25 protein-coding genes, 1 tRNA gene, 1 pseudogene and 1 riboswitch are annotated in these 26938 nt (G+C 64.4%); of the genes and pseudogenes, 18 read left to right on the forward strand and 9 right to left on the reverse strand.

What is annotated here, in order from left to right; translation table 11 throughout:
- Positions 1-32: 32 nt before the first annotated feature.
- The 7 genes from Q7O19_RS05335 (at position 33) to Q7O19_RS05365 (ending at position 5703) form a co-directional block, all read left to right on the forward strand.
- Positions 33-1223: a M20 family metallopeptidase gene (locus Q7O19_RS05335; RefSeq protein WP_303809115.1), complete on the forward strand. Its 1191-nt coding sequence runs from the start codon at positions 33-35 to the stop codon at positions 1221-1223.
- Between the two features lie 72 nt (positions 1224-1295).
- Positions 1296-1371: transfer RNA gene (locus Q7O19_RS05340), tRNA-Ala, on the forward strand.
- Positions 1372-1527: 156 nt separating this feature from the next.
- The gene (locus tag Q7O19_RS05345; RefSeq protein ID WP_303794188.1) at positions 1528-1692 is read left to right on the forward strand and encodes a Thivi_2564 family membrane protein; all 165 of its coding nucleotides are present in this window, start codon (positions 1528-1530) and stop codon (positions 1690-1692) included.
- Positions 1693-1758: 66 nt separating this feature from the next.
- A complete protein-coding gene (locus Q7O19_RS05350) occupies positions 1759-2505 on the forward strand; it encodes a sterol desaturase family protein (protein ID WP_303809117.1) in 747 nt (248 codons plus the stop codon).
- A 5-nt stretch (positions 2506-2510) separates the two neighbouring features.
- A riboswitch (TPP riboswitch) is annotated at positions 2511-2613 on the forward strand.
- A gap of 54 nt (positions 2614-2667) precedes the next feature.
- The gene (thiC, locus tag Q7O19_RS05355) at positions 2668-4512 is read left to right on the forward strand and encodes a phosphomethylpyrimidine synthase ThiC (RefSeq protein ID WP_303809118.1); all 1845 of its coding nucleotides are present in this window, start codon (positions 2668-2670) and stop codon (positions 4510-4512) included.
- 237 nt (positions 4513-4749) lie between these two features.
- Positions 4750-4929 carry a hypothetical protein gene (locus Q7O19_RS05360; RefSeq protein WP_029131171.1) on the forward strand — a complete coding sequence of 60 codons (180 nt, stop codon included), beginning with the start codon at positions 4750-4752 and terminating at the stop codon, positions 4927-4929.
- 486 nt (positions 4930-5415) lie between these two features.
- Entirely contained in the window at positions 5416-5703 is a 288-nt protein-coding gene (locus Q7O19_RS05365; RefSeq protein ID WP_303809119.1) for a hypothetical protein, read from the forward strand.
- Here Q7O19_RS05365 and Q7O19_RS05370 read toward each other — a convergent pair.
- The gene (locus Q7O19_RS05370) at positions 5700-6920 is read right to left on the reverse strand and encodes an MFS transporter (protein WP_303809121.1); all 1221 of its coding nucleotides are present in this window, start codon (positions 6918-6920) and stop codon (positions 5700-5702) included. The two genes, Q7O19_RS05365 and Q7O19_RS05370, sit on opposite strands and share 4 nt — an antisense overlap.
- 104 nt (positions 6921-7024) lie before the next feature.
- On the opposite strand from Q7O19_RS05370, the gene Q7O19_RS05375 reads away from it, so the two are divergent.
- Positions 7025-7801 carry an SDR family NAD(P)-dependent oxidoreductase gene (locus tag Q7O19_RS05375; RefSeq protein ID WP_303809123.1) on the forward strand — a complete coding sequence of 259 codons (777 nt, stop codon included), beginning with the start codon at positions 7025-7027 and terminating at the stop codon, positions 7799-7801.
- A gap of 9 nt (positions 7802-7810) precedes the next feature.
- Here the strand turns inward: Q7O19_RS05375 and Q7O19_RS05380 are convergent, their stop codons facing one another.
- Positions 7811-8791 (reverse strand): MBL fold metallo-hydrolase, encoded by a 981-nt coding sequence (locus Q7O19_RS05380; RefSeq protein ID WP_303809125.1) that lies wholly within the window; start codon positions 8789-8791, stop codon positions 7811-7813.
- A complete protein-coding gene (locus Q7O19_RS05385) occupies positions 8788-9444 on the reverse strand; it encodes an SIMPL domain-containing protein (protein WP_303809127.1) in 657 nt (218 codons plus the stop codon). The genes Q7O19_RS05380 and Q7O19_RS05385 overlap by 4 nt, the downstream gene beginning before the upstream one ends.
- Before the next feature lie 330 nt (positions 9445-9774).
- Between Q7O19_RS05385 and Q7O19_RS05390 the strand changes: the two genes are divergently transcribed.
- From Q7O19_RS05390 to Q7O19_RS05405, 4 genes are read left to right on the forward strand one after another with little or no spacing between them, the layout of a single operon-like run.
- Positions 9775-10968, forward strand: coding sequence for an efflux RND transporter periplasmic adaptor subunit (locus Q7O19_RS05390; RefSeq protein ID WP_303809129.1), 1194 nt, complete (start codon positions 9775-9777; stop codon positions 10966-10968).
- Between the two features lie 21 nt (positions 10969-10989).
- Complete coding sequence (locus Q7O19_RS05395) at positions 10990-14067, forward strand: efflux RND transporter permease subunit (protein WP_303809131.1); 3078 nt, start codon at positions 10990-10992, stop codon at positions 14065-14067.
- 52 nt (positions 14068-14119) lie between these two features.
- Positions 14120-15319, forward strand: a complete 1200-nt coding sequence (locus Q7O19_RS05400; RefSeq protein WP_303809133.1) for a DUF445 domain-containing protein — start codon at positions 14120-14122, stop codon at positions 15317-15319.
- 7 nt (positions 15320-15326) lie between these two features.
- Entirely contained in the window at positions 15327-15890 is a 564-nt protein-coding gene (locus Q7O19_RS05405; RefSeq protein WP_303809135.1) for a GNAT family N-acetyltransferase, read from the forward strand.
- On the opposite strand, the gene Q7O19_RS05410 is transcribed toward Q7O19_RS05405, so the two are convergent.
- From Q7O19_RS05410 to Q7O19_RS05425, 4 genes are all read right to left on the reverse strand, one after another.
- Positions 15883-16773: a M1 family aminopeptidase gene (locus Q7O19_RS05410; RefSeq protein WP_303809137.1), complete on the reverse strand. Its 891-nt coding sequence runs from the start codon at positions 16771-16773 to the stop codon at positions 15883-15885. The genes Q7O19_RS05405 and Q7O19_RS05410 overlap by 8 nt on opposite strands.
- Positions 16774-17044: 271 nt before the next feature.
- Positions 17045-17497, reverse strand: coding sequence for a tRNA (cytidine(34)-2'-O)-methyltransferase (locus tag Q7O19_RS05415; RefSeq protein ID WP_022679163.1), 453 nt, complete (start codon positions 17495-17497; stop codon positions 17045-17047).
- Positions 17498-17499: 2 nt separating this feature from the next.
- Positions 17500-18702, reverse strand: a complete 1203-nt coding sequence (locus Q7O19_RS05420; protein WP_022679164.1) for a pyridoxal phosphate-dependent aminotransferase — start codon at positions 18700-18702, stop codon at positions 17500-17502.
- Between the two features lie 65 nt (positions 18703-18767).
- Positions 18768-19682: a RimK family alpha-L-glutamate ligase gene (locus Q7O19_RS05425; protein ID WP_303809138.1), complete on the reverse strand. Its 915-nt coding sequence runs from the start codon at positions 19680-19682 to the stop codon at positions 18768-18770.
- Between the two features lie 166 nt (positions 19683-19848).
- Here Q7O19_RS05425 and Q7O19_RS05430 point away from each other — a divergent pair, with 166 nt between their 5' ends.
- The 5 genes from Q7O19_RS05430 to Q7O19_RS05450 all read left to right on the forward strand — a co-directional run bounded on the left by Q7O19_RS05430 (position 19849) and on the right by Q7O19_RS05450 (position 22640).
- A complete protein-coding gene (locus Q7O19_RS05430) occupies positions 19849-19995 on the forward strand; it encodes a hypothetical protein (protein WP_303809139.1) in 147 nt (48 codons plus the stop codon).
- On the forward strand, positions 19959-20330 hold the full coding sequence (locus tag Q7O19_RS05435; protein ID WP_303809140.1) for an HAD family hydrolase: 372 nt from the start codon (positions 19959-19961) through the stop codon (positions 20328-20330). The genes Q7O19_RS05430 and Q7O19_RS05435 overlap by 37 nt, the downstream gene beginning before the upstream one ends.
- Positions 20327-20725, forward strand: coding sequence for an HAD-IC family P-type ATPase (locus Q7O19_RS05440; protein ID WP_303809141.1), 399 nt, complete (start codon positions 20327-20329; stop codon positions 20723-20725). The genes Q7O19_RS05435 and Q7O19_RS05440 overlap by 4 nt, the downstream gene beginning before the upstream one ends.
- 63 nt (positions 20726-20788) lie before the next feature.
- Positions 20789-21826 carry a dihydroorotase gene (gene pyrC, locus Q7O19_RS05445; RefSeq protein WP_303809142.1) on the forward strand — a complete coding sequence of 346 codons (1038 nt, stop codon included), beginning with the start codon at positions 20789-20791 and terminating at the stop codon, positions 21824-21826.
- Complete coding sequence (locus Q7O19_RS05450) at positions 21819-22640, forward strand: DUF6671 family protein (protein WP_303809144.1); 822 nt, start codon at positions 21819-21821, stop codon at positions 22638-22640. The genes pyrC and Q7O19_RS05450 overlap by 8 nt, the downstream gene beginning before the upstream one ends.
- Here the strand turns inward: Q7O19_RS05450 and Q7O19_RS05455 are convergent.
- Positions 22637-23809: an acyl-CoA dehydrogenase family protein gene (locus Q7O19_RS05455; RefSeq protein ID WP_303809146.1), complete on the reverse strand. Its 1173-nt coding sequence runs from the start codon at positions 23807-23809 to the stop codon at positions 22637-22639. The two genes, Q7O19_RS05450 and Q7O19_RS05455, sit on opposite strands and share 4 nt — an antisense overlap.
- A gap of 77 nt (positions 23810-23886) precedes the next feature.
- Here Q7O19_RS05455 and Q7O19_RS05460 point away from each other — a divergent pair, with 77 nt between their 5' ends.
- A complete protein-coding gene (locus Q7O19_RS05460; protein ID WP_303809148.1) occupies positions 23887-25995 on the forward strand; it encodes a penicillin acylase family protein in 2109 nt (702 codons plus the stop codon).
- A 166-nt stretch (positions 25996-26161) separates the two neighbouring features.
- On the opposite strand, the pseudogene Q7O19_RS05465 reads toward Q7O19_RS05460, so the two are convergent.
- Positions 26162-26938, reverse strand: a pseudogene (locus tag Q7O19_RS05465) (TonB-dependent receptor); the annotation flags it as partial.

Here is a 26938-nt window from a genome sequence, read left to right on the forward strand (position 1 = left end):
CGCTGCCCAAGGGAAGGCGCTAGCCTTGCGGGATGATCGACTGGACACACCCCGCACAAGCTGCCCTGCCCGGCATGACCGCGCTGCGCCGCGCCATTCATGCCGAACCGGAACTGGGCCTGCACAACCCTCGCACGGCTGAAAAGATCATGGCCGCGCTCGCCGGCCTGCCGCTCGAATTCCGCACTGGCCCTTCCACCACCGGCATCATCGCCACCCTCAAGGGCCCCGCGAACGGCCGCACCGTGCTGCTGCGCGGTGATACCGATGCGCTGCCGATGCCAGAGGAAACCGGTCTCAATTTCGCCAGCACCATTCCTGGCGCCATGCACGCCTGCGGCCATGATGCCCATGTCGCGATGCTGGCCGGTGCTGCGCGCATGCTGTGCGAACGGCGCGAGAGTCTTGCCGGCAGCGTGATGTTCATGTTCCAGCCCGGCGAGGAAGGCCATCACGGCGCCCGCTACATGCTGGATGATGGCCTGATCGATCCGCTCCCTGATGCGGCGTTCGCGCTGCACATTATGCCCAATGCGCCGTGGGGCGTTGTGGGTGGCCGCACTGGCGCGCTTCTGGCCAGCAACGACAAGCTCCGCATCGTTATCACCGGCCGCGGCGGTCATGCCTCCATGCCGCACGATGCGCTCGATCCCGTCCCCATCGCCTGCGAGATCGCGCTGGCGCTGCAGACGTTCGTGACCCGCCAGATCAGCGTGTTCGATCCCGCCGTCATCACCATCGGCCAGATCAGCGCCGGCACCACCGACAATGTGATCCCCGAAACCGCGCTGCTGTTCGGTACCATGCGCACGCTCTCGGCGGCCACGCGCCTGAAACTCCACGATGGCCTGCCGCGCCTCGCACAGGGCATCGCGGCGGCCCACGGCGCCAGTGCCACGGTGGAGATCATCCCCGGCTTCCCGGTCACCAACTGCGACGGCCGCGCCGTGGCATTGGGCGAAGCGGTGACGAAACGCCTGTTCGGCGAGGACGCCTGGCAAACGCTGGCCAATCCCATCATGGGCGCCGAAGATTTCGCCTATGTGCTGGAAAAAGTGCCGGGCGCGATGTTCTTCCTCGGCGTGGCCGAACAGGGCACGGACTGGCGCGCCTGCTGCGGTCTCCACAGCACCCACATGCACCTTGATGAAAGCGCCATGGCCCGCGGCGCCGCCCTGCACGCGGCGATTGCCGAGCAGTATCTGGCGCACGGGTTCGACTGATTTCTCCGTTGCAAAGTGCCGCCGCCGCGCTATATCGGCGGCCCTCCCGAACGGGGGATCAGGATTTGGTGCGGGGCAGTAGCTCAGATGGGAGAGCGCAGCAATCGCACTGCTGAGGTCAGGGGTTCGATCCCCCTCTGCTCCACCATTTCCTTCCCGCGCTGATCGATCCCGAAGCCCGGTTCAGCCCCCCGCGTAGATACCCCCATGCCAATGGCCGAGCTGTGCAACCGTAGAAGCCACAACGCGCAGTTCCCGCACAAAGCCCTATCCTGTCTCGTATCCACTGTTCGCGAGGCAACACATGCTTATTCAGACCATCATCGTTCTCATCGTCGTTGGCGTCCTGCTCTGGCTGGTCAACAACAAGATCCCGATGGACGGCACCATCAAGTCGATCATCAACATCGTCGTGATCATCGCCGTCATCGTCTGGCTGCTGCGCATCTTCGGCATCGTGAGCTTCTGATCCGCCCCAACGCCCGCGACGTGCTGCCGCTTGGCGGTTTGATGCCCGCGCGCTACACCCGCCGGCGTGAACACCGCCGCGACCCTCGTTCTTGCCGTCGTCTCGATGGCCGCCATCATCGCCGTCCGTTACCTCGCGGTTTCGGGCGGCTTTGCCTGGCTCACACAGCGGCGTGGCGTTCAGGCCGGGCCAGCCGATCCGGCCAAGCGCCAGCGCCAGATCAGTGCCGAAATCCGCTGGTCGCTGATCTCCGCCATCATCTATGCCATCCCCGCCGGCCTTGCCATCGAAGCCTGGCGCGGCTGGGGCCTCACGCAGATCATGGTGAGCGTGGATGGCCCCCTGCAGGCCGCCTGGATACCCGTCTCAATCCTCGTCTATCTTTTCCTGCACGACAGCTGGTTCTATTGGGCGCACCGCTGGATGCACCGCCCAAGCCTGTTCAAGGCCGCCCACGCCGTCCACCACGCCAGCCGGCCGCCCACCGCCTGGGCCGCGATGAGCTTCCACCCGTGGGAAGCCATTTCCGGCGCCATCCTCATCCCCGCGCTGATGTTCATCATCCCGATCCACATCGGCGCGCTGGGCATCGTGATGCTGATCGCCACCATCATGGGCGTCACCAACCACATGGGCTGGGAAATGTTCCCGCGCTCGTGGATCAATGGCTGGTTCGGCCGCCACATCATCTCGGCCAGCCATCACGAGGCCCATCACCGCCACTACAACTGCAATTACGGCCTCTATTTCCGCTTCTGGGACAGGCTGTGCGGCACCGATCGCGGCCTTGCCAACTGGACCACACAGGCCTAGTCCAGACTCATTCCCCGGGGTGCCGCATTAGCGGCTGAGAGCGCAAAGGCGCAACCCGCTGAACCTGATCCGGTTGACCCCGGCGGAGGGAGGGAGCGCCCGAAGTTCTGGCAATTGCCAGATGCGCACCATCCATTCCGACTATTGGAAGGATGCACGACCATGGCCGATATCAACTCCAAGCTGGAAATGCCGGTCACCACCGGGCCGCTGCCGGGCAGCCGCAAGATCCATGTCGCCGGCACCATCCACCCGGATATCCGCGTCGCCATGCGCGAAGTCGCGCTCGATCCCTCGGCCACGGAGCCGCCGGTGCGCATCTATGACGCGTCCGGCCCCTACACCGATGCCACCACCACCATCGATATCGCCGCTGGCCTGCCCCCCTTGCGCACCGCCTGGGTGGAAGCCCGCGGCGACCTGGAACGCTATCCCGGCCGCGAAGTGAAACCCGAAGACAATGGCGTCGCCAACGTGCCCGGCGGCAAGGCCGACGTCGCCGAATTCCCCAACGTCGTGAAGAACCCGCTGCGCGCCAAAGCCGGCCAGGCCGTCACCCAGATCGCTTATGCCCGCCGCGGCATCATCACGCCGGAAATGGAATATGTCGCCATCCGCGAAAACATCGGCCGCGCCCAGCGTGATGGCCTGATCCGCGACGGTGAATCCTTCGGCGCCGAAATCCCCGATTACGTCACGCCGGAATTCGTGCGCAGCGAAATCGCCCGCGGCCGTGCCATCATCCCGGCCAACATCAACCACCCGGAAGCCGAACCGATGATCATCGGCCGCAATTTCCTGGTGAAGATCAACGCCAACATCGGCAACTCCGCCGTCGCGTCCTCCGTGGCGGAAGAAGTCGAAAAGATGGTCTGGGCCGCCCGCTGGGGTGCGGACAACATCATGGACCTGTCCACCGGCCGCAACATCCACAACACCCGCGAATGGATCCTGCGCAACAGCCCCGTACCGATCGGCACCGTGCCGATCTACCAGGCGCTGGAAAAGGTGAACGGCGTCGCCGAAGATCTCACCTGGGAAGTCTATCGCGACACGCTGATCGAACAGGCCGAACAGGGCGTCGATTATTTCACCATCCACGCCGGCGTGCGCCTGGCCTATGTGCCGCTCACGGCCAAGCGTGTCACCGGCATCGTTTCACGCGGCGGCTCGATCATGGCGAAATGGTGCCTGTCGCACCACAAGGAAAACTTCCTCTACACCCACTTCCGCGAGATCTGCGAGATCATGCGAGCCTATGATGTGAGCTTCTCGCTGGGTGACGGCCTGCGCCCCGGCTCCATTGCGGACGCGAACGATCGCGCCCAGTTTGCCGAACTCGAGACCCTGGGCGAACTCACCCAGATCGCCTGGGAACATGATTGCCAGGTGATGATCGAAGGCCCCGGCCACGTGCCGATGCACAAGATCAAGGTGAACATGGAAAAGCAGTTGGAAGAATGCGGCGAAGCCCCCTTCTACACGCTGGGGCCGCTCACCACCGACATCGCCCCCGGTTACGATCATATCACCAGCGGCATCGGCGCCGCCATGATCGGCTGGTTCGGCTGCGCGATGCTCTGCTACGTCACGCCCAAGGAACATCTCGGCCTGCCCGATCGGGACGACGTGAAAGTCGGCGTCATTACCTACAAACTCGCCGCCCACGCAGCTGACCTGGCCAAGGGCCACCCGGCCGCCCAACTGCGCGACGACGCGCTGAGCCGCGCCCGCTTCGATTTCCGCTGGCGCGACCAGTTCAACCTGAGTTTGGACCCGGAAACCGCTCTGGCCTATCACGACGAGACGCTTCCGGCCGAAGGCGCCAAAGTGGCGCACTTCTGCTCCATGTGCGGGCCGAAGTTCTGTTCGATGAAGATCACGCAGGACGTGCGCGACTACGCCGCCAAACAGAACAGCGCCGAAATGCTGGAAGCCGGCATGGCGGAAAAGAGCGCCGAGTTCAGGGCCAAGGGCGGGGAGATTTATCTCCCGGCGGCGGAGTAAAAGGAGACCTCCGGCCAGCAGGAGTGCCCCCTGCCCTGCAGTGAATGCTGGCCTGCGCCAGCATGACAGGGCTTTTTGGAGGCCAAGGGCTGCCCGAAAACAAACGGGTGCAGTGGTCACCCCTGCCTGCCGCGAAGAACGAAGTTGACGCCCGCGCTGGCGGCGGTGATGCAGCGATAGCGGCCGTGCGTTCGGCATTTTCAGCGCAGTGGTGATTTGGGCAGGGGAGTGTGCGCGGTGGGCGAGAAGTTCGAGCGGCACAAGCAGGCGTGGACGAGCGATGAAGTGCAGAAACTGCACACGCTGGCGAAGAAGGGCATGCCGCTGCGGGCCATCGCCAAGGCGCTGACCCGCAGTGAGGAATCGGTGAAGGCGCGGGCGAAGGAAGACAAATTGGGCATTGTCAGCCTGCGGTAACCGCACGGCAGCAAGGCGGCGCGCTTTCAGTCTGGTGCGCCGCCGATCAGTTTCATCACCGCGCCGAAACCACCGACAGACCAATCAGCAGTGAAGGGGAAATTCACTTGGTCGAAGGGTTGGCCTGGATCACCTTCTTGGGGGCTTCCTTCTTGGGCTTGCGGACTTCCTTGTTGGATTTTGCCTGACCCTTGGCCATCGTCTGTCTCCTGAACGGACCCATGCCGTCGGCTGACTATGCGACCTTCCCGGCCCGGCGTCACCGGTCAATTGTTGATATGGGCGTGGTGAAACCGGCGAAATGCGTCAAAACTGTCAAATAAAATGCACAAAGTGAAATGGCCCGCACGTGTGGCGAGGTCTTGTTGGCTCTTTCAAAACAGGATGGCAGGCGCACACTGCAGGGGCCGCCCAAAAACAAACGGGTGCAGGGGCGAGTCCGACACGCCATTCCTGCAGATTGGCGAGACCAAATATGGCAAGCCGGTGCTCGATCGCATGCTCACCTATGAAACACCGATGGCGGAAGCCCTGAAGATCGCGCTGATCAGCTTCTCTGCCACCATGCGATCAAACCTGGCCGTGGGCCTGCCCGTCGATATCGCCACCATCCGCAGCGGCGTTTCCGATCTGGAGCTGATCCACCCGATCGAGGTGGATGATGAATATTACAGCGAACTCAACAACCGCTGGAGCAACGCCCTGCGCGCTGCTGCCGCCGCCATTCCGCTGCCGCAATATGCCAGCCAGCCGGAACAGGAATTGCGCAGTTAGGCAGGCGCCAGTTGTGCGTTCGGCTTCGCCCGCGTCACCCACAACATCAGCGCCAGCACCAGCCCCAAGACACTCACCCCGGTCATCGCCAGATAGCCCAGCGCGGCATCGCCATCGGCCACCAGCGCATCATAAAGATAACCGGAAACGAAGGTGGTAAAGGCCTGCGCCGGGGCCGAGGCAAGCGCCATGTAGATCATCTGCGCCGTCGCCGTCTGTTCGTCGCCCATCATCTGGTTGACCAGCCGCATCGCGCCCAGGAACACCGCCGCAAAGGTGCCGGCGTGCAGCACCTGCAGCGGCCACAGCGCCCATTCCGGCGGCAGGAAGGCCATCGCCGTCCAGCGGATGATGCAGGCGACGGCGCCCACCAGGATCAGGGTTTCCGAAGCAAATTTGCTCGACCAGCCGCCAAGGAACATCAGGAACAGCACTTCCACCGCCACCCCGACCGACCAGAGATTACCCGCCACCGTCTGTGAAATCGCCTGATCCTTGGTCCAGATCAGCACGCCAAAGCCGTAGAAATAGCCGTGCGTGGCCTGCAAGATGCCGGCGGCGAAGATCAGCAGCGCAAAGCGGCGGTTCTTTAGAAGGCCCACGCCTTCCTTCAGGCGGCCAAGGAAATCGCCTTCCTCATTGCCCCGCACGGGCTCCTTCTGCATCACGAACGCCGCACCGATCAGCGCAATCGACACGCCCAGCAGCCATGCCCAGATCGCCCACGGCCCGAAATCCGTCACCAGCGCGCCCACACTGGACGAACCGACAATGAACGCTGCCGACGCCAGGCCACGCGCGAAGCCGTAGTGCGGCAGCCCCGATTTCGTCAGCCGGATCAAGGCTGCCTCCACGGCCGGCAGCAGGCCCCAGAAGCCGACATCCATCAGCAGGATGATGACAAACACCGGCCAGAAGCCTTCAACGAACCAGAGCGCACCAAAACCAGCGCTAAGCAGGAAGGCGAACAGAAACAGCGGCGCGCGCTTGTCGCTTTGGCCTGCGGCCCAGGCGGCAGTGAGCGGCCCGACCACAATTCGCGACAAGCCACCAACCGTGAGCACCAGGCTGATCTGCACGCCGGTGAAGCCCTGCACCGCATCCAGCCAGGTCGGCAGATGCGGGATCAAAGCGCCAAAGCCGGCAAAAAACAGGCACGACAGGATGGTGGCGCGCACGCCGTTGGAGCTCAGCTTTGCGGGAGATGATTCGGTCATGGCGTTTGATGGCAGGCTGTCACCACCCTGTCACTCTTAGCGCGTGGACAGATGGTGCAGCAGCGGCCTAGATTGCGTCAAACAACCACTGGGGAGACTTCGCCATGGCCCTTCCGGCACTTTTTGATCTGACCGGGCAGACCGCCCTCATCACCGGTTCCAGCCGCGGCATCGGCAAGGCCATTGCCCACCGCATGGCCGAACATGGCGCCTACGTGGTGATCTCCAGCCGCAAGGCGGATGCCTGCGAAGCCGCACGGGACGAGATCAACGCCGCCGTCGGCCGCGAAGCCGCCATCAGCGTGCCGGCCAATATTGCCAGTAAGGAAAGCCTGCAGGCGCTGGTTGATGCCACCGTCGCCAAATGGGGCCAGATCGATCACCTGGTCTGCAACGCCGCCAGCAACCCCTATTATGGCCCGCAGGGCGGCATTTCTGATGAAGCCTTCACCAAGATCCTGCAGAACAACATCGTTTCGAACCACTGGCTGATCAGCATGGTGGCCCCGGCGATGCGTGCCCGCAGGGATGGCACCATCACCATCGTCAGCAGCATCGGCGGCCTGCGCGGCAGCACCATCATCGGTGCCTATTGCATCTCGAAGGCGGCCGACATGCAGCTCGCCCGCAACCTCGCCTGTGAATATGGTCCCGACAATGTGCGCGTGAACTGCATCGCGCCCGGCCTGATCAAGACCGATTTTGCCAAGGCGTTGTGGGATGATGCCGAAACCCTGAAGCGCTCCACCGCCACCGCGCCGCTGAAGCGCATCGGCGTGCCGGATGAAATTGCCGGCATGGCCGTGTTTCTGGCTGGCAAGGCCGGAGCCTTCACGACGGGGCAGAATTTCGTGATCGATGGCGGGGTGACGGCTGCCTGATCGCAGCGCCTACCGCCTGTCGTAGTAGATCTGCCCCATCAGCCCGAACAGGCGGATGGCATCGGGCGGCGTCGGGTCGTTGTTATACTCGCGATACAGCGTGTCGACATTGACCGCGATGCGTTCGGCGTCCTTCCACGTCGCATAACGGCCCAGCCCGATGTCGCGCGCGGCGTCCTCGGCCGACAGGCCGGCGGCGTGACGGGTGCGGGCTTCGCTGTCGATATAGGCGAGATAATCCGCCACCTCGCGCACACCAGCCTTGTCGGTGAGGGGGCCGTGACCCGGCACGATGACATCCACATCCATGGCAATGATGCGGTTGCAGGCGGCGATCCAGTTCGATACCGGCCCGGCCCACATGATCGGCGTGCCTTCGATGAACAATATGTCGCCGGTGAACACCGCCTTGGCTTGCGGCACATGCACCAGCACATCGCCGGCGGTGTGCGCAGGGCCAACTTCAATCAGGTCAACCGCACGGCCGCCCACGTCCAGTTGGGTCTGGCCACAGAAGGTGCGGGTCGGCGTGCGTTCCTGCACGCCGGCAAAATCGAACGGCGCAAACACCTCGGCGAAATAGCGACCGGCCACCCCCATCTGCCCGGCCGCGCCTGCCGCCTTCAACTGCGCTAGCAATGCCGGTGAAAACGCCTCCATCTCGCGCGCCGACGCTTCCGACGCGATGATGTCCGCCTTTTCCAGCAGATGATTGCCGTGGGTGTGATCGCCATTGGCATGGGTGTTGACCACCTGGCCGATGCTCGCCGCGCCAAAGCCCGTCGCGCGCTCCATGCCGGCCAGCATCTCGGCAGTCAGCTGGGTGTCGAACAATGTGTCCACCAGCGCCGCCGCGCCGTCACCGGGCCGCCCTTCCACGATCAGCCCGGCGTTGGACCAGCCCCAGCCGCCATCGGGCTGCAGCCAGGCGAACAGGCCGTCGCCGATTTCGTGCAAGCCCCGGGTGAAGCTGGGCGTGAAGGCCGTCATGGCTGGCCTTCCAGCTCAAAGCTGATCGTCACCTGCGCGGACAATGACAATTCACCCGGCTGCACCGTCGGCGCGGCGCCGACTTCGGCCATCGCCATGCGCATCATCGGCCGCGGGCCGGGTTCCGGAGCGCCGGCGCCTTCGCTGATGCTGGCAATGCGCTTCACTCTCAGGCCGGCAGCCTTGGCATAAAGCTCCGCCCGGGCCCGGGCCTTGGCAACCGCCGCGGTGCGCGCATCATCCAGCGCGGCGTCCGGATTGGCCAAGGTGAACTCCGGCCCCTGCACCTCGTTGGCGCCGGCTTTGATCGCCACGTCGATCAGCTTGCCGGCATCGCCCAACTTCAGGGTGCGCAGGCTGATGCTGTTGCGGGCCTGGTAACCAGTGAGGATCGGCGACTGGTTCGGTTCGTAACGATATTGCGGATTGAGGCTGAGCCCGGTGGTCTGCACGTCGCGATCGGCGACGCCGGCGGCTTTCAGAGCCGCCAGCACATCGTTCATGCGGGCCGCGTTGGCGGCCATCGCCTCGGCCGCCGTGGCCGAAGTGGTGAGCACGCCGGCCGTCATCCGCAGCTGGTCCGGCGCCCGGGCCACATCGGCACTGGCGTTGACGGTGAGCATGGCTGGCATCGGGGCGGTGCGTTGCAGCATCAAGCGCATGGGGCCGTCAGCGGGCAATGGCGGCAGACCAGGTGGCGGCACTTGCGTCCGATCCTGAGCAGCGACGGGAGCGGAGACAGCCAGCAAGAGCAGCAGAACGGCAGACAAGCGCATGGATCAGCTCCTGGTTCGCGGTGCCGGCATGATGCCGCGACTGGCCGTCGCCGTCACCCCTGCTATTTTTTGCCCCCATTCCGTGCGGCGAAATAGCGTCGAGTAGCACTCAAATTTGTCTTTTTGCTGCCATAGACTTGCTCTATGAAAGCATCTTGCATGCGGTGATGTATTTCGATAATACACCAACGCAGAGGAACTATGTTCATGAACGCCCACCAGTCCGTCCCCTCGCCAGCTGCGGCTGAGGTCTATTCCTTTCCGCCGACCGAAGGCGACACGCCGTCAAAGCGCAACCGCTGGCTGAAGCCGGGCCTGATCGCGCTGGCTGTCGCGCTGGCTGGGGCGGCTGCGTGGCAGGCGTTCGGCCCCGCTGCGGCACCGCCGGCCGCGCCCGCAAGCAACCTGCCGGAAGTGACCGTGCTGGTGCCGGGCACGACCATGCTTGCTGATGCGATCACCGCGCCTGGCAGCATTGCCGCCAAGCGCGATGCCGCCGTGGGTGTGCAGGGCGAAGGTGGTCGCGTGGTGCGCGTGACGGTGGAACCCGGCCAGCGCGTTGGCGCCGGCCAGGTGCTGGCCCAGATCGATCGCCAGGTGCAAACCCAGGAAATCGCCCAGCTTTCTGCCAGCGTTCGCCAGGCCGAAGCCGAAGCCCGGCTGGCGCAGGCCAATCTGGCCCGCGCCGAAAGCCTGGTGGCCAAGGGCTTCATCAGCCGTGCCGACATCGATCAACGCCTTGCCACCCGCGATGGCGCACAGGCCCGCGTTGGCGTGGCCCGCGCCCAGTTGGGTGCGGCCCGCGAACGGGCTGACCGACTTGACGTGCGGTCGCCGGCTGCTGGCCTGATCCTGTCGCGCAATGTCGAAACCGGCCAGGTGGTCGGCCCCGGCACCGGCGCACTGTTCCGCTTGGCCGAAGGCAATGCGCTGGAAATGCGCGCCCAGGTCGCCGAACAGGATCTCGCCCGGCTGAAGGTAGGCATGTCTGCTGTCGTCACTCCGGTGGGCGCGACCGAAGGCTTCAAGGGCAAGGTGTGGCTGATCGATCCGGTGATCGATCCGGCCAATCGCCAGGGCATCGTGCGCATCCAACTTGAACATACGCCCGGCCTGCGGGTTGGCGCCTTTGCCCGCGCCCGCATCGAAGGCGGCGAAACCACGCGGCCGCTGCTGCCGCAATCCGCGGTACTGGCAGATGCGAACGGCAATTTCGTCTATGTACTGGGCAAAGACAACAAGGTGGAGCGCCGCAGCATCGAAGTGGGCGCGATCAGCGATGCCGGCGTCGGTGTTGCTTCGGGCCTCACCGGCGCGGAACGGGTGGTGGCCAGTGCCGGCGCCTTCCTGAAGCCGGGCGATACGATCAAGCCGGTGCTGGCCGCACCCGCCACGCGCTGATTTCGACAGGACACGCCCACAATGCGCAATATTTCCGCCTGGTCGATCAAGAACCCGGTACCGCCGCTGGTGCTGTTCGCACTGCTGATGCTGGCCGGCATCCTTTCGTTCCGGGCGATGGACATCAACAACCAGCCCGATATCGAATTCCCGGGCGCGATGATCATGGTGGCGCAGCCGGGCGCTGCCCCGGAAGAGCTGGAAAACCAGGTCACGCAGCGGGTTGAAGCGGCGGTGCGCAACATCACCGGTGTCGATGAAGTGAACAGCACGGTTTCCGAAGGCAGCAGCCGCACCATGGTGCAGTTTGCCATCGGCACGCCGATTGATCGCGCCGTTAACGATGTGCGCGACGCTATTGCCAATATCCGTTCCGATCTGCCGCAGGGCATCCTGCAGCCGCAGGTGAGCCGGCTCGACATTGCCGGCGGGCCGATTGCCTATTTCGCGGTTGAATCCACGGCGATGACCCTGGAAGAACTCAGCTGGTTCGTCGACAACACCGTGGCCAAGCGCCTGCTGGGCATCCCCGGCATGGCTCAGGTGCGCCGTTCGGGTGGGGTCAGCCGCGAAATCCGGGTGATCCTCGATCCCGATCGCATGCAGGCCTATGGCGTCACGGCAAGCCAGGTGAACGCCCAGCTGCGTCAGGTGAACCTGAATGCCGCCGGTGGCCGCGCCGAAATCGCCGGCGCCGAACAATCGGTTCGCGTGATGGGCAATGCCCGCAACGCCGTGGGCCTCGGCGAAACCCAGATCAATCTTGGCCAGGGGCGCAGCATCCGACTTGCCGATATCGCCGATGTACGCGACGGCTATGCAGAGCAGCGCAGCATTTCCAAGCTTAATGGCCGCCAGGTGCTCAGCTTCTCGATGGCCAAGGCCAAGGGCTCGTCCGACGTCACGGTGTATGATGCGGCGGTGAAGGAAATCGATGCCCTGCGCACGCAGTATCCCAAGGTTTCGTTCAAGCTGGAATTCACCTCGGTGGAATATACCAAGAACCAGTATCACGGCGCTATCGACGCGATGATCGAAGGCGCGATCCTCGCCGTGCTGGTGGTGTGGCTGTTCCTGCGCGATTGGCGCGCCACAGTGATCTCGGCACTGGCCATCCCTCTTTCTGCCATTCCCACCTTCTGGTTCCTCGATGTCTGGCTGGGCTTCAGCCTCAACCAGCTTTCGCTGCTCGCGCTCAGCCTGGTGGCGGGCGTGCTGGTTGACGATGCCATTGTGGAGATCGAAAACATCGTGCGCCACATGCGCATGGGCAAATCCGCCTGGCAGGCCAGCATGGACGCGGCCGACGAGATCGGCCTGGCCGTCGTTGCCACCACCATGTCGATTGTCGCGGTGTTCCTGCCGGTGGCGCTGATGCCCGGCATTTCTGGCCAGTTCTTCAAGAATTTCGGCGCAACCGTTGCGGTCTCCGTCCTGATCAGCCTTGCCGTCGCCCGCCTCATCACGCCGATGCTCGCCGCCTTCTTCCTGAAGAGCGAGGGCCAGGCCGAACATGGCACCGGCAAGTGGGTCGATGTCTATATGGGTATCCTGAACTGGGCGCTGGCCAACCGCATGAAGACCGTGTTCGGCATTGGCGGCGTCGCGCTGGGGCTGACGATCGTGTTGTTTGCCACCCTGCCGATGACCTTCCAGCCCGACGTCGACAATGACGACGCTCAAGTGACCATCTCCCTTCCGCCTGGCGTCACGCTGCCACAAACCGAAGCCATCGTTGAAAAGGCTGTGGCCGTGCTGGAAAGCTCGCCCGATCTGGCGCTGGCCTTTGCCGATGTCGATGTCGGCGGCGGCAACATCTATCTCACGCTGAAGAAAAGCCGGACGATGCACCGCATCGATTGGGAACGTGCAATGGCGCCCAAGCTGGCCGCCATTCCCGATGCCCGAATCGGCTTTTCAGCCCAGGGCGATGGCCCGCCCGGCGGCCGCCCGATCAGTGTCACACTCACCGGCAATGATCCCATCCTGCTCGAAAGCACCGCCCGCAAGGTGGTGGAAGAAATGCGCGCGATGCCAGAACTGCGCCAGGCCCGGATCGATGGCGGCCTGCAACGGCCGGAAATCACCATCAAGCCGCGGCTTGATCTTGCCGCCGAACTGGGTGTGACCACGGCTGCGCTGTCGGAAACCATCCGCATCGCCACGCTGGGCGATATCGATCAGAATGTCGCCAAGTTCAGCGTCGCGGATCGCCAGATCCCGATCCGTGTCGCACTGGCCGAATCCTCGCGGCGCAATCTTTCCACGATCGAAAACCTGCCGGTGCCCACCGCGCGCGGCGGCACCGTGCCACTGAAGGTGGTCGCCGAAATCAGCTTTGGAACCGGCCCCACCGAAATCCGCCGCTTCAACCAGCAGCGCCGCATCCTGATGGGTGCCGATCTTGCCCCAGGCCTGCTGTCTGGCGATGTGCAGACCAAAGTGAACCTGCTGCCCAGCCTGAAGAACCTGCCGCCTGGCGTCGAAAAGGTGCAGCTGGGCATGCAGAAGTGGTTGGGCGAACTCGTGTCAAACTTCATCCTGGCGGTGATCGCCGGTGTGGTGATGGTGTTTGCCGTGCTGGTGTTGCTGTACAAGCGGGTGTTGCCGCCGTTCGTCAACATGATGTCGCTGTTGCTGGCGCCGCTGGGTGGCCTGATCGCCCTTGGGCTCACCGGCAATGCCATCTCCATGCCGGTGTTTATCGGCCTGCTGATGCTGCTCGGCATTGTCGCCAAGAACTCCATCCTTCTGGTCGACATGGCCATCGAAGAAATGGAGAAGGGCGTTCCAAAACTGGAAGCGATCCTTGAGGCCGGCCACAGGCGCGTGCAGCCGATCGTGATGACCACGGTCGCCATGGTAGCGGGCATGATGCCGGTGGCGCTGGCGCTGGGTGGTGACGGTTCCTGGCGCGCACCGATGGGCATCGTGGTGATCGGCGGCCTGATTGTTTCGACCGCTCTCACCCTGATCATCGTGCCCGCCGGCTTCTCCATCGCCGTTTCGGTGGAAGAATGGCTGGCGCCGCGCATGAAGCGGTGGTTCACCAACAACGAAGGGGCTGCTAAGCTTCCCGGCGCAACGCCTGCGGAGTGATCACGCCCTGAACAGCCTGCTGCCGGAATCGCCCTTTCACCGGATGCGCCTGATGGCGACGCTGCTGCTGGCAGCGATGGCCGTGATTTTCATCGTCTGCCTGATGTTTTCCAAGGCGCATCCGTCTGTGCCGTGGGTGATGGCGTTCAGTGAAGCGGCGATGGTGGGCGGCCTTGCCGACTGGTTCGCCGTCACCGCGCTGTTCCGTCATCCGCTGGGTCTGCCGATCCCGCACACCGCCATCATCCCGCAACAGAAGGACCGGCTGGGCGGAACCCTGGCCCAGTTCCTGAAAGACAATTTCCTGAAACCCCAGGTCGTTGCCCGCCGGCTGGATGATGCCGATCTGGCCGGCGTGCTGGCGCGCTGGCTGGCGGCACCGCCTGCGGAAGGCCCGAACCGCAAGAAGGGCCTTGCGCCACTGGTTGGCCAGTTGATCGACGGGCTGGATGATCCCTCAATCGCCAAGGCGGTGGAAGATCTGGCCCGCGGCCGGCTGCAATCGATGCAGCTGTCACCCATCGTTGCCGATGCGGTGGACACGCTGGTGGCGGGTGGCCGCCACGAACTGCTGATCGATGCCGCTGTCGAATGGGGGCTGGCGACCATCGTTGACGAAGCCCCCAATATTCGCGGCAAGGTGACAGAGCGCACCAACTGGCTGCTGCGCCTCGCCGGCGCCGATGAAAGCCTGTCGGACACGATGATCAGTTCGGTGCAGCGGCTGCTGGTGGAGATCAAGCATGATCCCTGGCACACGGTGCGCCAGCGTCTGGTGGAGGCGTTCAAGCAATGGACGTTCGATTTGCGCCACTTCCCCGAATCCCAGGCGCGCGTCGAAGGCTTCAAGGATGATCTACTCGCCAATCAGGCGATGGGCAGTTGGGTGCAGGGCCTGTGGGATGCCGCGCGCGGCGCGCTGGCCAGCAGCCTGAAACAACCCGGCGAGAACCGGCTGGGCGATGCGCTGATGGCGCTTGGCAACCGCATCGAAGGTGACGACGCGTTGAAGGCGGGGCTGAACACCGCCCTGCGCCGCGCGGTTGCCGGGCTGGCCAAGACCCATGGCGACGAGATCGTGAAGCTGGTTTCCGAAACCGTGCGCAGCTGGGATGCCGATACCGTCACCGACAAGGTGGAACAGGCGGTTGGCCGCGATCTGCAGTTCATCCGCATCAACGGCACGCTGATCGGGGGTTGCATCGGCGTGGTCATCTATGCCAGCGCGCGCTTTGTCCTCCTGCCACACTGAGGCTCCCATGCTGAACCGCCAGCCCACCCTCACCCATCCCGCCGTCACGTTGCGCCCCGCCACCGCAGACGACTGGCCGGCGCTGTTTGCCGCCGCCCATGATCCCGGCATCTGGGAAGGCCACCCGGCGCATGATCGCTGGCAGGAACCGGTGTTCCGCGCCTTCTTCGACGATGGCCTGGCCAGCGGCGGCATGCTGGTCGCCGCAGAACCGGCAACCGGCGTCCTCATCGGTTCCTCGCGCTTTGACTTGGGCCGAGCCGAAGCCGGTGAAGTGGAAGTGGGCTGGACCTTCCTGGTGCGCCGCCACTGGGGCAGCCGCACCAATCACATCATGAAGGCACTCATGGTCGGCCACGCGCTGCAGAGCGTGGAACGGGTGATCTTCCTGATCGGCGAAACCAACATTCGCAGTCGCACCGCCATTGAACGGATCGGTGCGACGCTGACCGACCGGCAGACGACCGCCCAACTGTCCACCGGGCCGGTCATCCACCTCTTCTACAGCATCGACCGCGCGGGCTTCGGCACCGGGCCGCTCTTCCCACTATGGGAACAACGGATCAGCTGACATCCACCAGATTGTCGTCCGAATTGCGGTCGACATATTTGTTGTAGGGATCGATCCCGGCAAAGGCCGGCTTGGCCTTGCTGATCAGCACCAGCACCTGTTTGCCCGATTGCACCGGCAGCAGCGTCATCGCCAGCACATCGGTCCGGCTGAACGCCCCCTGCCCCGGCTTGGCGGTGAAAAGGCCAACGTCGATCGTGTCGGCCAGCGGCGCCGCCTTTTCCACGCCCTTGCCATCGGCATAGAGCTTGGCGGCGTCCACCGTCAGCCGCGTTTCCCAGCGGCCATCGGCCAGTTTCCGGGTCGTCGCCGCCGTCGCCTTCAGATCATACAGGGTGATGCGCTCGAACAGGTCGCTCACCAGCTGCCGTTCGGCGTCATTTCGGGCCAGCGACTTGTAGCCATCCACCAGCGTGGTGGAGGTGAGATAGGGCGCGCCCTTGAACTTGTGGGCCGCAAGGATGCCAGCCAGCATGGCGTTGACCCGATCCTCGCCCAGCCGGTCAGCCAGAAGATACATCACCAGGCTACCCTTGCGGTAATGGATATAGCCCTGGTTCTCGACCCGGTTCAGCGGCAGTTCCTCGATGATCTCGCCGCCGCGGTTGCGCAGATAATTGTCCAGCTCGTACTTCAAGAAGCGGCGGATCTTGTCCTCGCCATAGAGCTGTTTCATCACCATCAGCGCCGAATAATGCGCCATGGTCTCCACGAACAACGTGCCGCCCTGCATCTCCGCGCTGATGATCTGGTGGCCCCAATATTGGTGGGCGACCTCGTGCGCGGTGACATAGGTGACGTAATCGATCTTTTCGGGATCGTCATTGGCGGGCAGGGACTCAGTCCCTGCACCCGCGTTGCGGCCAGCCTTCTTGAGCGGCAAATCATCGACCGCGCCTACTTCGAGGAGCTAGAGCGAATAAGGCTCAACGACCAGTTCATATCAGTCGCAAGCTTGCAGCGTTACATCCACTCGCCGGACTTCGCGCCGATGGAAAATGAGCTACGGACTTATTGGGTGAGGTTGGGACGCTTTCTTGTGCCGACCCTTAACCGCTGATTCCACCGACTGGGGGCACGGTCCCGCCGTCCAGCGAACGCGAAAACATACGGGTGCAGGGACTGCGTCCCTGCCCGCCGGAGGCCCCTTTCTCCTACCCCGGCAGCCCGCCCGTCTGCCGCAGGGCCTCCCCCACCGCCAGCCCGGCCGACATGGCGAGGTTCAGCGAGCGCACGTCGCGTTTCATCGGCAGGCGGATGCGGCCCTCGCAGGCGGCGTGGACATGCGGTGGCGCACCGGCGCTTTCCTTGCCGAACAGCAGCACGTCGTCGGGGCGGAAGACGAAATCATAGGCCGAAACGCTGCCCTTGGTAGTAAGCAGCACCAACCGCGCGGCACCAATGCTGGCGTGAAAGGCGGGCCAGTCGGCGTGGCGGGTGATCGCGACGTGATCGATATAGTCCATCGCCGTGCGGCGGACGCGGGCATCGTCCCACAGGAAACCGAGCGGTTCGATCAGATCGACGGGCACGTCCAGGCAGGCGCCGAGGCGCAGGACGGCGCCGACATTGCCGGCAATTTCCGGCTCAAACAGCGCGATGCGCATTCTCAGCGCAGATTGCCCACCGCGCGCTGGATGCGCTTGCAGGCTTCTTCCAGCACCGCGTCTGACGTCGCATAGCTGATGCGGAAGGCCGGCGAGCCGCCGAACGCCGCGCCATGGACAACGGCAACACCTTCGGTTTCGAGGAAGTAGGCCGCGACTTCTTCATCGTTGATCAGCACGGTGCCGGTGGGCGTCGTCTTGCCGATCAGCCCCGAGCAATCAGGATAGACGTAGAAGGCGCCTTCCGGGCGCGGGCAGATCAGGCCGGGCGTCTGGTTCAGCATGGACACCACCAGATCGCGGCGGCGCTGGAAGGCGGCGTTGCGCTCGGCAAGGAAGCTCTGATCACCGTTCAGCGCCGCCACCGTGGCGGCCATGGAGATGGAGCAGGGGTTGGAGGTGCTCTGCGATTGCAGCTTGGCCATCGCCTTGATGATCCACGCCGGACCGCCGGCAAAGCCGATGCGCCAGCCGGTCATGGCATAGGCCTTGGAGGCGCCATTGACGGTGAGCGTGCGGTCGTACAGGCCGGGTTCGATCTCGGCCAGGGTGCCGAAATCGAAATCGTCATAGACGATATGTTCGTACATGTCGTCGGCCAGCACCAGCACCTGCGGATGGCGCATCAGCACGTCGGCCAGCGCCTTCAGTTCCGTGCGGGTGTACGCCGCGCCGGTGGGGTTGGACGGGGAGTTGAAGATGAACCAGCGGGTTTTGGGCGTGATCGCCGCTTCCAGCTGTGCGGGGGAGAGCTTGAAGCCCTGCTCGACGCCGCACTGGATCACCACCGGGGTGGCACCGGCGAGCAGCACGATATCGGGATAAGACACCCAATACGGCGCCGGAATCACCACTTCATCGCCCGGATCGAGCGTGGCCAGCAAGGCGTTGAAAATCGTGTGCTTGCCGCCGGAATTGATGCTGATCTGGTCAAGTCCGTAATCGAGGTTGTTGTCGCGCTTGAACTTGGCCTGCACCGCGGCCTTGCATTCGGGCGTGCCATCCACCCCCGTATATTTGGTCTGGTTGGCGTGGATAGCAGCGATAGCTGCCTCCTTGACGAAATCCGGCGTGTCGAAATCCGGCTCGCCAGCGCCCAGCCCGATGATGTCGCGGCCCTGACGCTTTAACTCGGCCGCCTTGTTGGTCACCGCGATGGTGGGCGATGGCTGGATGCGGTTGATGGCGGCAGAGGTGCGGTTCATGGGTAGATCCTTTCGCGCCGCAGGGCATAGGTTGGCATTTGTTACGGTGCAACCCGCGATTGCCTTCATCCACCCATACGGCGGATATGATGCCACAACCGTTCCACCAGCCGATCGTGCGGATCCCAACCCAGCACATCCATCGGATTTTCCACGAAGGGCGACAGGCCGTTGATATCGTGGAAGCGCGGTGTGCCGCACACATCGTCAATCATATATTCGATGCTGCACACCTCCATGCCGGCCTCACGCGCCAGCATTTCGGCCGCGGCAGTCAGATTGGGCGGGGGTTCGGCACGACGGCGGCGGCGCTGGGCCAGGCGCTGCAGCCGGTCATCAGGGCTGGCGAGCATCAGCGCATCCTCGGCAGCGGCAACATCGACCCCATAAAGGTAGCGGCCACCCAGAACCTCGATCCGAGTGGTGGTGCCATCGCGCGGTTTGACCAGCGCCTGGCACAGCCACACACCGTTGGCCGATGGCGGCAACAGGCCAGCTTCGGCGGCATGCGCCAATGCAGCACGATCATCGAAGCGGGTGACGCCCGATCCGGCACCGCTCACATCCGCTTTCACCACCACCGGAAAGCCGATAGTCGTGGCCGCCGCCAGCAGCGCCGCTGTGTCGTGCACCACGCGCGTTGCCGGCGCCGCCAGCCCCAGCCGGTTGATCAGCGCCAGCTGCCGCGCCTTGCTGGCATCGATCGCCATGGCATCGGCGCCGTTCAGCACCAGCGCCCCCTGCCCGGCCCAATGATCGAGCAGCGCCATGGCGTAATAGACCGGGTGATGCACGCCGTGGCGGGCCGAGCTCATGGCGATGCGGTTGAAGATCACCGGCGCCGGCGGCTGGCCACCAATGGGATCAAAGCCGTGGCCGGCGGTGTGCACCGGCAGATAATCGATCCCGGCCCGGGACAGCGCGGCAAACAGCGGCTGAAACCCATCCGGATGGTCATGAACAATTGCCAGTTGATGCATGTACGCCCCCGGCCTGCTGCACTGCACAGGCCTTTTGTTGTTCTGCTGCCAGACTGGGAAAAAACGCCCTCCGTTGCAATACCTAATAGGGCTTGCCCGTATTTTCGCAGCGCAACACGGCGCGCCAAAAGGGCCAAAGCTGCAATAACCATTAGGGGGCAACACCATGCCGGCGACCCTGGCAAAATCAGGCGGCCTGTTTCTGGCCATGATCATCGCGCTGTTTGGCATGGCCCAAGCGCAAGACACCGCCTTTGCGGTGCACATGGCCTCGCCGTGCCTGCCGCCCATATTGTCGCCACCGGCGCGCTGATGAAGGCCGGCGTGCTGGTGAAGGACGGCAGCGCGCTCGAACGGCTCGCCGAAGCGGACGCCGCCGTATTCGACAAGACCGGCACCCTCACGCTTGGGTCGCCCGAACCCGTTGACCTGTCGATGCTGGACGCAACACAAGCCGGCATCGCGCTGGCTCTCGCCCAGTGCAGCCGCCACTCACTCTCTGAAGCCCTGCGCACCGCCCTCACCGGCGCCGGCACCGTGCCGCAACGGGTGACACTGGTCACGGAAACGCCCGGTGAAGGCCTAAGCGGCCAATGGCATGGCAAGTCGTGCGGCTTGGCCGCCCCGCCAGCGATGACGGTGACATGATGGCTGCCGCTCTCTCGATCGGCGCGGCGCCGGAAATCCTGCTGCGCTTTGCCGATCCGCTGCGCCCGGCCGCCGCTGCCACCATCGCCGAACTGGCCCATCTGGGCCTGCCCGCCCGTATCCTCTCCGGCGATCGCCCCGAACCGGTCGCGGCGGTCGCGCGGGCGCTGGGTGTCACCGGCGAAGGTGGCCTCAACCCCGCTGATAAGCTAGCGGCGATCAAGTCGCTCGCCGCCAACGGCCGCCGCGTACTGATGGTTGGCGACGGCCTCAACGACGGCCCGGCGCTGGCGGCCGGCCATGTCTCGATGGCGCCAGGTTCGGCGGCCGATGCCAGCCAGAATGCCGCCGATGCCCTTTTTACGCCGCTGCCCGGTCCAAGGCTTTACGCATGATTCCGGAGTGAGCCGGTTCCGAGGGGCTTTTCGCCAACCAATGAACGGCGTAACAGGCGGCGCATGACAGCATCGCTCACCCTGCGCCGCCCCGATGATTGGCATGTTCACCTGCGTGATGGCCAGATGCTGGCCGCCGTGGCCGATGCCACCGCGCGCCAGTTCGCCCGTGCCATCGTGATGCCAAATCTGAAACCGCCGGTGACGACCGCTGCCGCTGCCGCTGCCTATCGGGACCGCATTCGCGCCGCCGTTTCGCCGGGCCTGAAATTCGAGCCGCTGATGACCTGCTATCTGGTCGATGGCATCGATTCGGACGAACTGGTGCGCGGCCATGCGCAAGGCATCTTCACCGCCGCCAAGCTTTATCCGGCCCACGCCACCACCAACAGCGCCCATGGCGTCACCGATGTGCGCCACATCTATCCGGCCCTGGAAGCGATGCAGCGCATCGGCATGCCGCTGCTCATCCACGGCGAGATGACCGATCACACAGTCGACATCTTCGACCGCGAGGCGGTGTTCATCGATCGCATCCTGAAAGGCGTCGTCGCCGATTTCCCGGCGCTGAAGATCGTGTTCGAACATATCACCACCAAGGATGCGGTGGATTTCGTGCGCGATTCCGGCCCCAACATCGCCGCCACCATCACGCCGCACCACCTGGCCATCAACCGCAACGCCATGTTTGAAGGCGGCATGCGCCCGCATTTCTATTGCCTGCCGGTGGCCAAGCGCGAAGTGCATCGTCAGGCGCTGCGCCAGGCGGCCACCGGCGGCGATCCGAAATTCTTCCTCGGGACCGATAGCGCACCGCACGCCGTGGAGACCAAGGAGAGCGATTGCGGCTGTGCCGGCATCTACTGCGCACCCTTCGCCATCGAATCCTATGCGCGCGTGTTCGAGGAAGAAGGCGCGCTGGACCGGCTGGAAGGCTTTGCCAGCGAGCATGGCCCGCGCTTCTATGGCCTGCCGCTGAATCAGGATTTCATCACGCTGGAAAGGGTCGCAACGCCCGTGCCACCCCGCATCCCGGCTGCTGGCACCGAAATCGTGCCCTTCCACGCCGGCGAGGTGCTGGACTGGCGCTTCGTTGCCTGAGCATCCTTACGAAGGCCGTCGCGTCGTGCTGGCCACACAGCACGGAAAGCTGCGCGCGCTGGCGCCACCATTGGCGCGCCGGCTGGGACTGATTATTGAACCTGCCGCCATCGATACCGATGCGTTCGGCACCTTCACCGGCACCACCTCGCGCACCGGCACCGCAGCCGAAGCGGCATTGGCGAAGGCGCGGGCCGGGATGGCCGCCGCCGGGCTTGATCTGGGCTTGGCCAGCGAAGGCAGTTTCGGCCCGCACCCATGGCTGCCGTTCGGCGCCGGCGGCGTGGAGACCCTGGCCTTCATCGACGCACCGCGCGGCCTCGAACTCACCCTTTCCGCTGTCTCGCGCCGCACCAATTTCGCCCAGCATGAGGTGAGCGCCGGCACCGATATCGCCGCCTTCCTCACGCGCGTCGGCTTTCCGTACCACGCGCTGGTGGTGAAGGGGCCCGATGGCGACGTACTAGCCACCGGCGTGCAGGACATGGCCACGCTTTCGCCCTTGGCCTGGCCCGGCAACCGGCTGGAAACCGACATGCGCGCCCACATGAACCCCACCCGCATGGCAGCGATCCGCAGCCTTGCCGGCCGGCTGGCGGCGCGACTGGCCGCCCTGTGCCCGGATTGCGGCGCCCCCGGCTGGGGCCAGGTCGATCTGCTGCGCGGCCTGCCCTGCTCCTCGTGCAATCAACCCACGCAGGGCGTGATGGCCATCATCGATGGCTGCACCGTCTGCCACCACCGCGAAACCCGCCCGCGCCCCGATGGCGTGACAGCCGCCAGCCCCGCCAGCTGCGATTGGTGTAACCCTTAACCCAGCCCCATCTGCCGCCCGGCCAGATCGAGCATGATCTCTTCCGAACCGCCGCCGATCGCGTTCACCCGCACCTCGCGATAGATGCGCTCGATCTTGGATCCCGTGATGTAACTGGCGCCGCCCAGCACTTGCGCGGCCTCGCGCACGACATGTTCCAGCATGCGCGTCGCCTGCACCTTCAGCATGGCGTAATCGGCCGGCACACCCGTCCCCGAACGATGCTGATGCGCACACAGATCGACCCAGGCCTGCGTTGCCTGAATCTGGCGGGCGCAATCGGCCAGCTTGATGCGGATCGATTGATGCGCGCCCAGTTTCTTGCCGAACGTCTCGCGCTGCTGGGCCCAATCCATCGCCTCTTTCAGCGCCACCCGCGCCATCGAACAGCAGCCATGCGCCATGCCCAGCCGTTCACTGTTGAAATTGCGCATGATGCCGATGAAGCCGCCATTTTCCGGCCCGATCATGTTTTCCGGCGGCACTTCGACATTGTCGAAATAAACGGCGGCGGTGTCCGAACAGCGCCAGCCCATCTTGTCGAGCCTTGTGCGGCTCACGCCCGGCCGATCGGTTTCGATCAGCATCAGCGAAATGCCCTTCATCCCCGGCCCGCCGGTGCGCACCGCCACCGTCATGTAATCGGCGCGCATGCCGGTGGTGATGAACATCTTCTGCCCATTCACCACATATTTGTTGCCCACTTTCTCGGCGCGGGTCTTCAGTTGCGCCACGTCTGAGCCCCCGGAGGGCTCCGTTATGGCCAGGCTGATCAATTTCTCGCCAGCCAGCACGGGCGGCGCGATGCGGCGCTTCATCTCGTCCGAACCCAGCGCCAGGATCGGCGGCAGGCCGATCCCGTGCGTCATCAGGCTGGCGCCCAGCCCGCCAGCGCCGGCCGCAGACATTTCTTCCGTCTGGGTGAGCCCGTGGAAAACATCGAAGCCTTCGCTATGGCCGCCATATTCTTCCGGATAGTTCAAGCCCAAGATGCCGGCCTGCGCCGCCTTCTTGTGCAGTTCGCGCGGCAGTTCGCCATCGGCTTCCCACTTGTCGATGTTGGGCAGCACTTCGGCGGCCATGAACTTGCGCACCGATTGCGCCACGGCCTCGTGGGTTTCATCATAGAACGGCGAGCGTGCGCGCCATTCATCAAAGCTGATAGTCATGTCTGCTTCCTCACTGTTCAGGCCAGTGTGCCCTTGCTAGCGTCCGCAATCTGCCTTGGGAAAACGACAGGACACACATGAAAATCGCTCTGCTTGCTGCCTGCCTGCTGGCCTCGACTGCCGCCATTGCCGCGCCTTCTTTGGCCGATGAAGTGTTGTGGGACAGTTACGGCGTTCCCCACATCTATGCCGATAGCGAAGCCGGCGCCTTCAAGGGCTTCGGCTGGGCGCAGGCGGCCAGCCACGGCAATATCCTGCTCAGGATGTACGGCGAAAGCCGGGCGCGGGCGGCGGAATATTGGGGAGCGGAACACGCCCCGCTCGATCGCTACCTGATCGCCCATGACGCGCCGGAACGCAGCAAGGCGTGGTACAAGGCGCAAACGCCCCAGATGCGCGCCAATCTCGATGGCTTCGCTGCCGGCATCAACGCCTATCTCGCCGCCCACCCGGATCATGTGCCGGCCGAACTCAAACGCGTGCTGCCCATCACCGGTGTCGATGTGATGGCCCATGCCCATCGGCTGATGCAGTTTCTCTATGTCGCCCCGATGGGCCGCATGCTCACGCCGCCTGCCGCCTTCAAGCCAACCGGTATTGGCGATGACGGGAACGGTGATGCCGGCGGTTCCAACGGTTGGGCCGTCGCGCCGCAGCGCACGAGCGATGGCGCAGCAATGCTGCTGGCCAATCCACACCTGCCGTGGGCGCCGTCGCTGCTCACCTACTACGAGGCGCAGATCACCGCGCCGGGCTACAGCGTCTATGGCGCAACGCAGGTCGGTCTGCCGGTGCTGCGCTTTGCCTTCAACAACAACCTGGGCTTCACCAACACCGTCAACAACATGCTGGGTGCGACGCGCTTTGCGCTGGAGGAAGCGCCCGGCGGCTATCGCCTTGACGGCAAGGTGATGGCCTATCGCCGCGTCACCAAATCGCTGCTGATCCGCCAGAGCGACGGCAGCCTGAAGCGCGAGAGCTTCATCCAGCGCCACAGCGTGCACGGCCCGGTGTTCGATGTGGACGGCAAGCCGATTGCCGTGCGCATCGCCGGCCTCGATCGCCCCGGCGTGCTGCAGGCCTATCTCGACATGGGCAAGGCGCAGGATTTCGCCGGCTTTGAATCAGCCCTGAAACGGGTGCAGATCCCCAGCTTCAACATCGTCTATGCTGATCGCGCCGGCCATGTGTTCCACATTTCGAACGGCATCCTGCCCCACCACAAGACGGGCGGGACGCACGCCTTCTGGGCGGGCATCGTCCCCGGCAACCGCGGCGACCTGATCTCCACCGAGATCGAGCCCTATGAAAGCCTGCCTAAGGCGCTCGATCCGCCGGGTGGTTTCGTCCAGAACGCCAACGACACGCCATGGGTGAACAGCCTGCCGCGCGTGATCGATCCCAGGAACTATCCTGCGTACGTCGCCCCGCCCCAGCCGACCAGCCTGCGTGCGCAAATGTCGGCCCGGCTGCTGGCTGGTACAGACAAATTGTCCTTCGCCGAGTTCCAGCGCCGTAAGCTCACCACCACCAGCCTGATGGCGGAACGCATGAAACCAGCCCTTCTGGCTGCCGCCGCCAACAGCCCGGACCCGGACATTGCCGCCGCGCGCGACCTGCTGACAGGATGGGACAATCGGTTTGAACCAGACAGCCGCTCCGCCATCCTGTTCGAGGAATGGGCCACGCGCTTCGCCGGGCCCAATTTGAACGATCAGGCCAACTATGCTCACCGCTGGACCCTGGACGATCCGGTGAACACGCCATCTGGCATCAAGGACAATGCGGCCGCCACCGCCATGCTGAAAGCGGCCGCACAGGCCGTGACAGCCCGCCACGGCCGCCTTGATCCCCGCTATGGCGACGTTTCGCGTTTCAGCGCGGGGGAAAACATCACCTTCCCTGGCCACGGCGGCGAAGGCGGCCTTGGCCTCTTCCGCACCATCAGTTGGTGGCCCTGGAAGGACGGGAGCCGCACGCCCGAAGCCGGCGAAACCTGGGTCAACCTCATCCAGTTCACCACGCCGATGAAGGCCATCGCCACCATGAGCTATGGCAACAGCAGCCAGCCCGGCACGGCGCACCGCAGCGATCAATTAAACCTGCTCAGCGAAAAGCGGTTCCGGTCACTGTGGCTGACACGGGCAGACGTGGAACGGAATCTGGAGAAGCGGGAAGGATATTAAGGCACGCGGGCGGCGGCGCTGAAGGCAAGAAGAAGAAAGAGCGCGGCAAAGCCGCGCCGTCAGACGAACAGAAAAAGGGCGGCCCGTCGGGGCCGCCCTTTCTCTTTCGCTGGCCGATCTTGCCGGAGTCGGTGGATAGCTGCGCTATCCACCCGCCCCGCTGCGATCAGAACTTCACGCGGGCACCCAGACGCAGCGCCCACAGCGAACCGTTGAGGTTCACACCCTGTACCGGCGCCGTCACGGTGGTCCCGCTCCGGTTGGCGAACTGATACGCCGTGCAAGCCGGGGTGGAGCAGGTCACGTTGACCAGCGTGCCGTAGCCCGGGAAGGCCACCTGGCGGATGGTGCCCCAATCCTTGTTCAGCAGGTTCAGGAAGTTCTCGATGTCGGCGCTCAGCTCGATCTTGCCGCCAAACACGAACGGCACTTCCTGGCGGAAGGCGAGGTCGAGACGGTTGTAGCGCGGCGTCTTGCCGATGTTCTTCGGCGCGATCCCACCCTGATAGCGGTTGAGTTCCGAGTTCTGCACGACGTTCTGGAAGCCGGCAAAATCGAAGCCCGTCGCATACACAACACGCGGATCAGCCGTGGCCGAGCTGACGTTCGGCACATACATCAGATAGCGGTTGTTGGTGCCGGTGACACCGAACACGGCCGAGCGGTTGCTGCCCGACGCCTGATCCGCCATCGTGTAGCTGAAGCGCTGACCAGCCTGGCTGTTGAAGAACAGCTCGATCCGGGTGTTGTTGTCCCCGAACATGTTGAAGTCATAGCTGGCCATCAGGCGATAGGCATCATCACGCTGATAGCTGGAGATGCCATAAGCGGCATTGTTGGGATCGATGCCGGCAGCGGCGTTGACGTAGTTGGAGAAGGCCACCGACGAAGTGCCGCTGTTGGCATCACGCGCACGCTGGAAGGTGTAGCTGCCGCCCAGGCG

Origin of the sequence: Sandarakinorhabdus limnophila DSM 17366 (assembly GCF_945882885.1) — a bacterium.
GTDB lineage: Bacteria > Pseudomonadota > Alphaproteobacteria > Sphingomonadales > Sphingomonadaceae > Sandarakinorhabdus > Sandarakinorhabdus limnophila_A.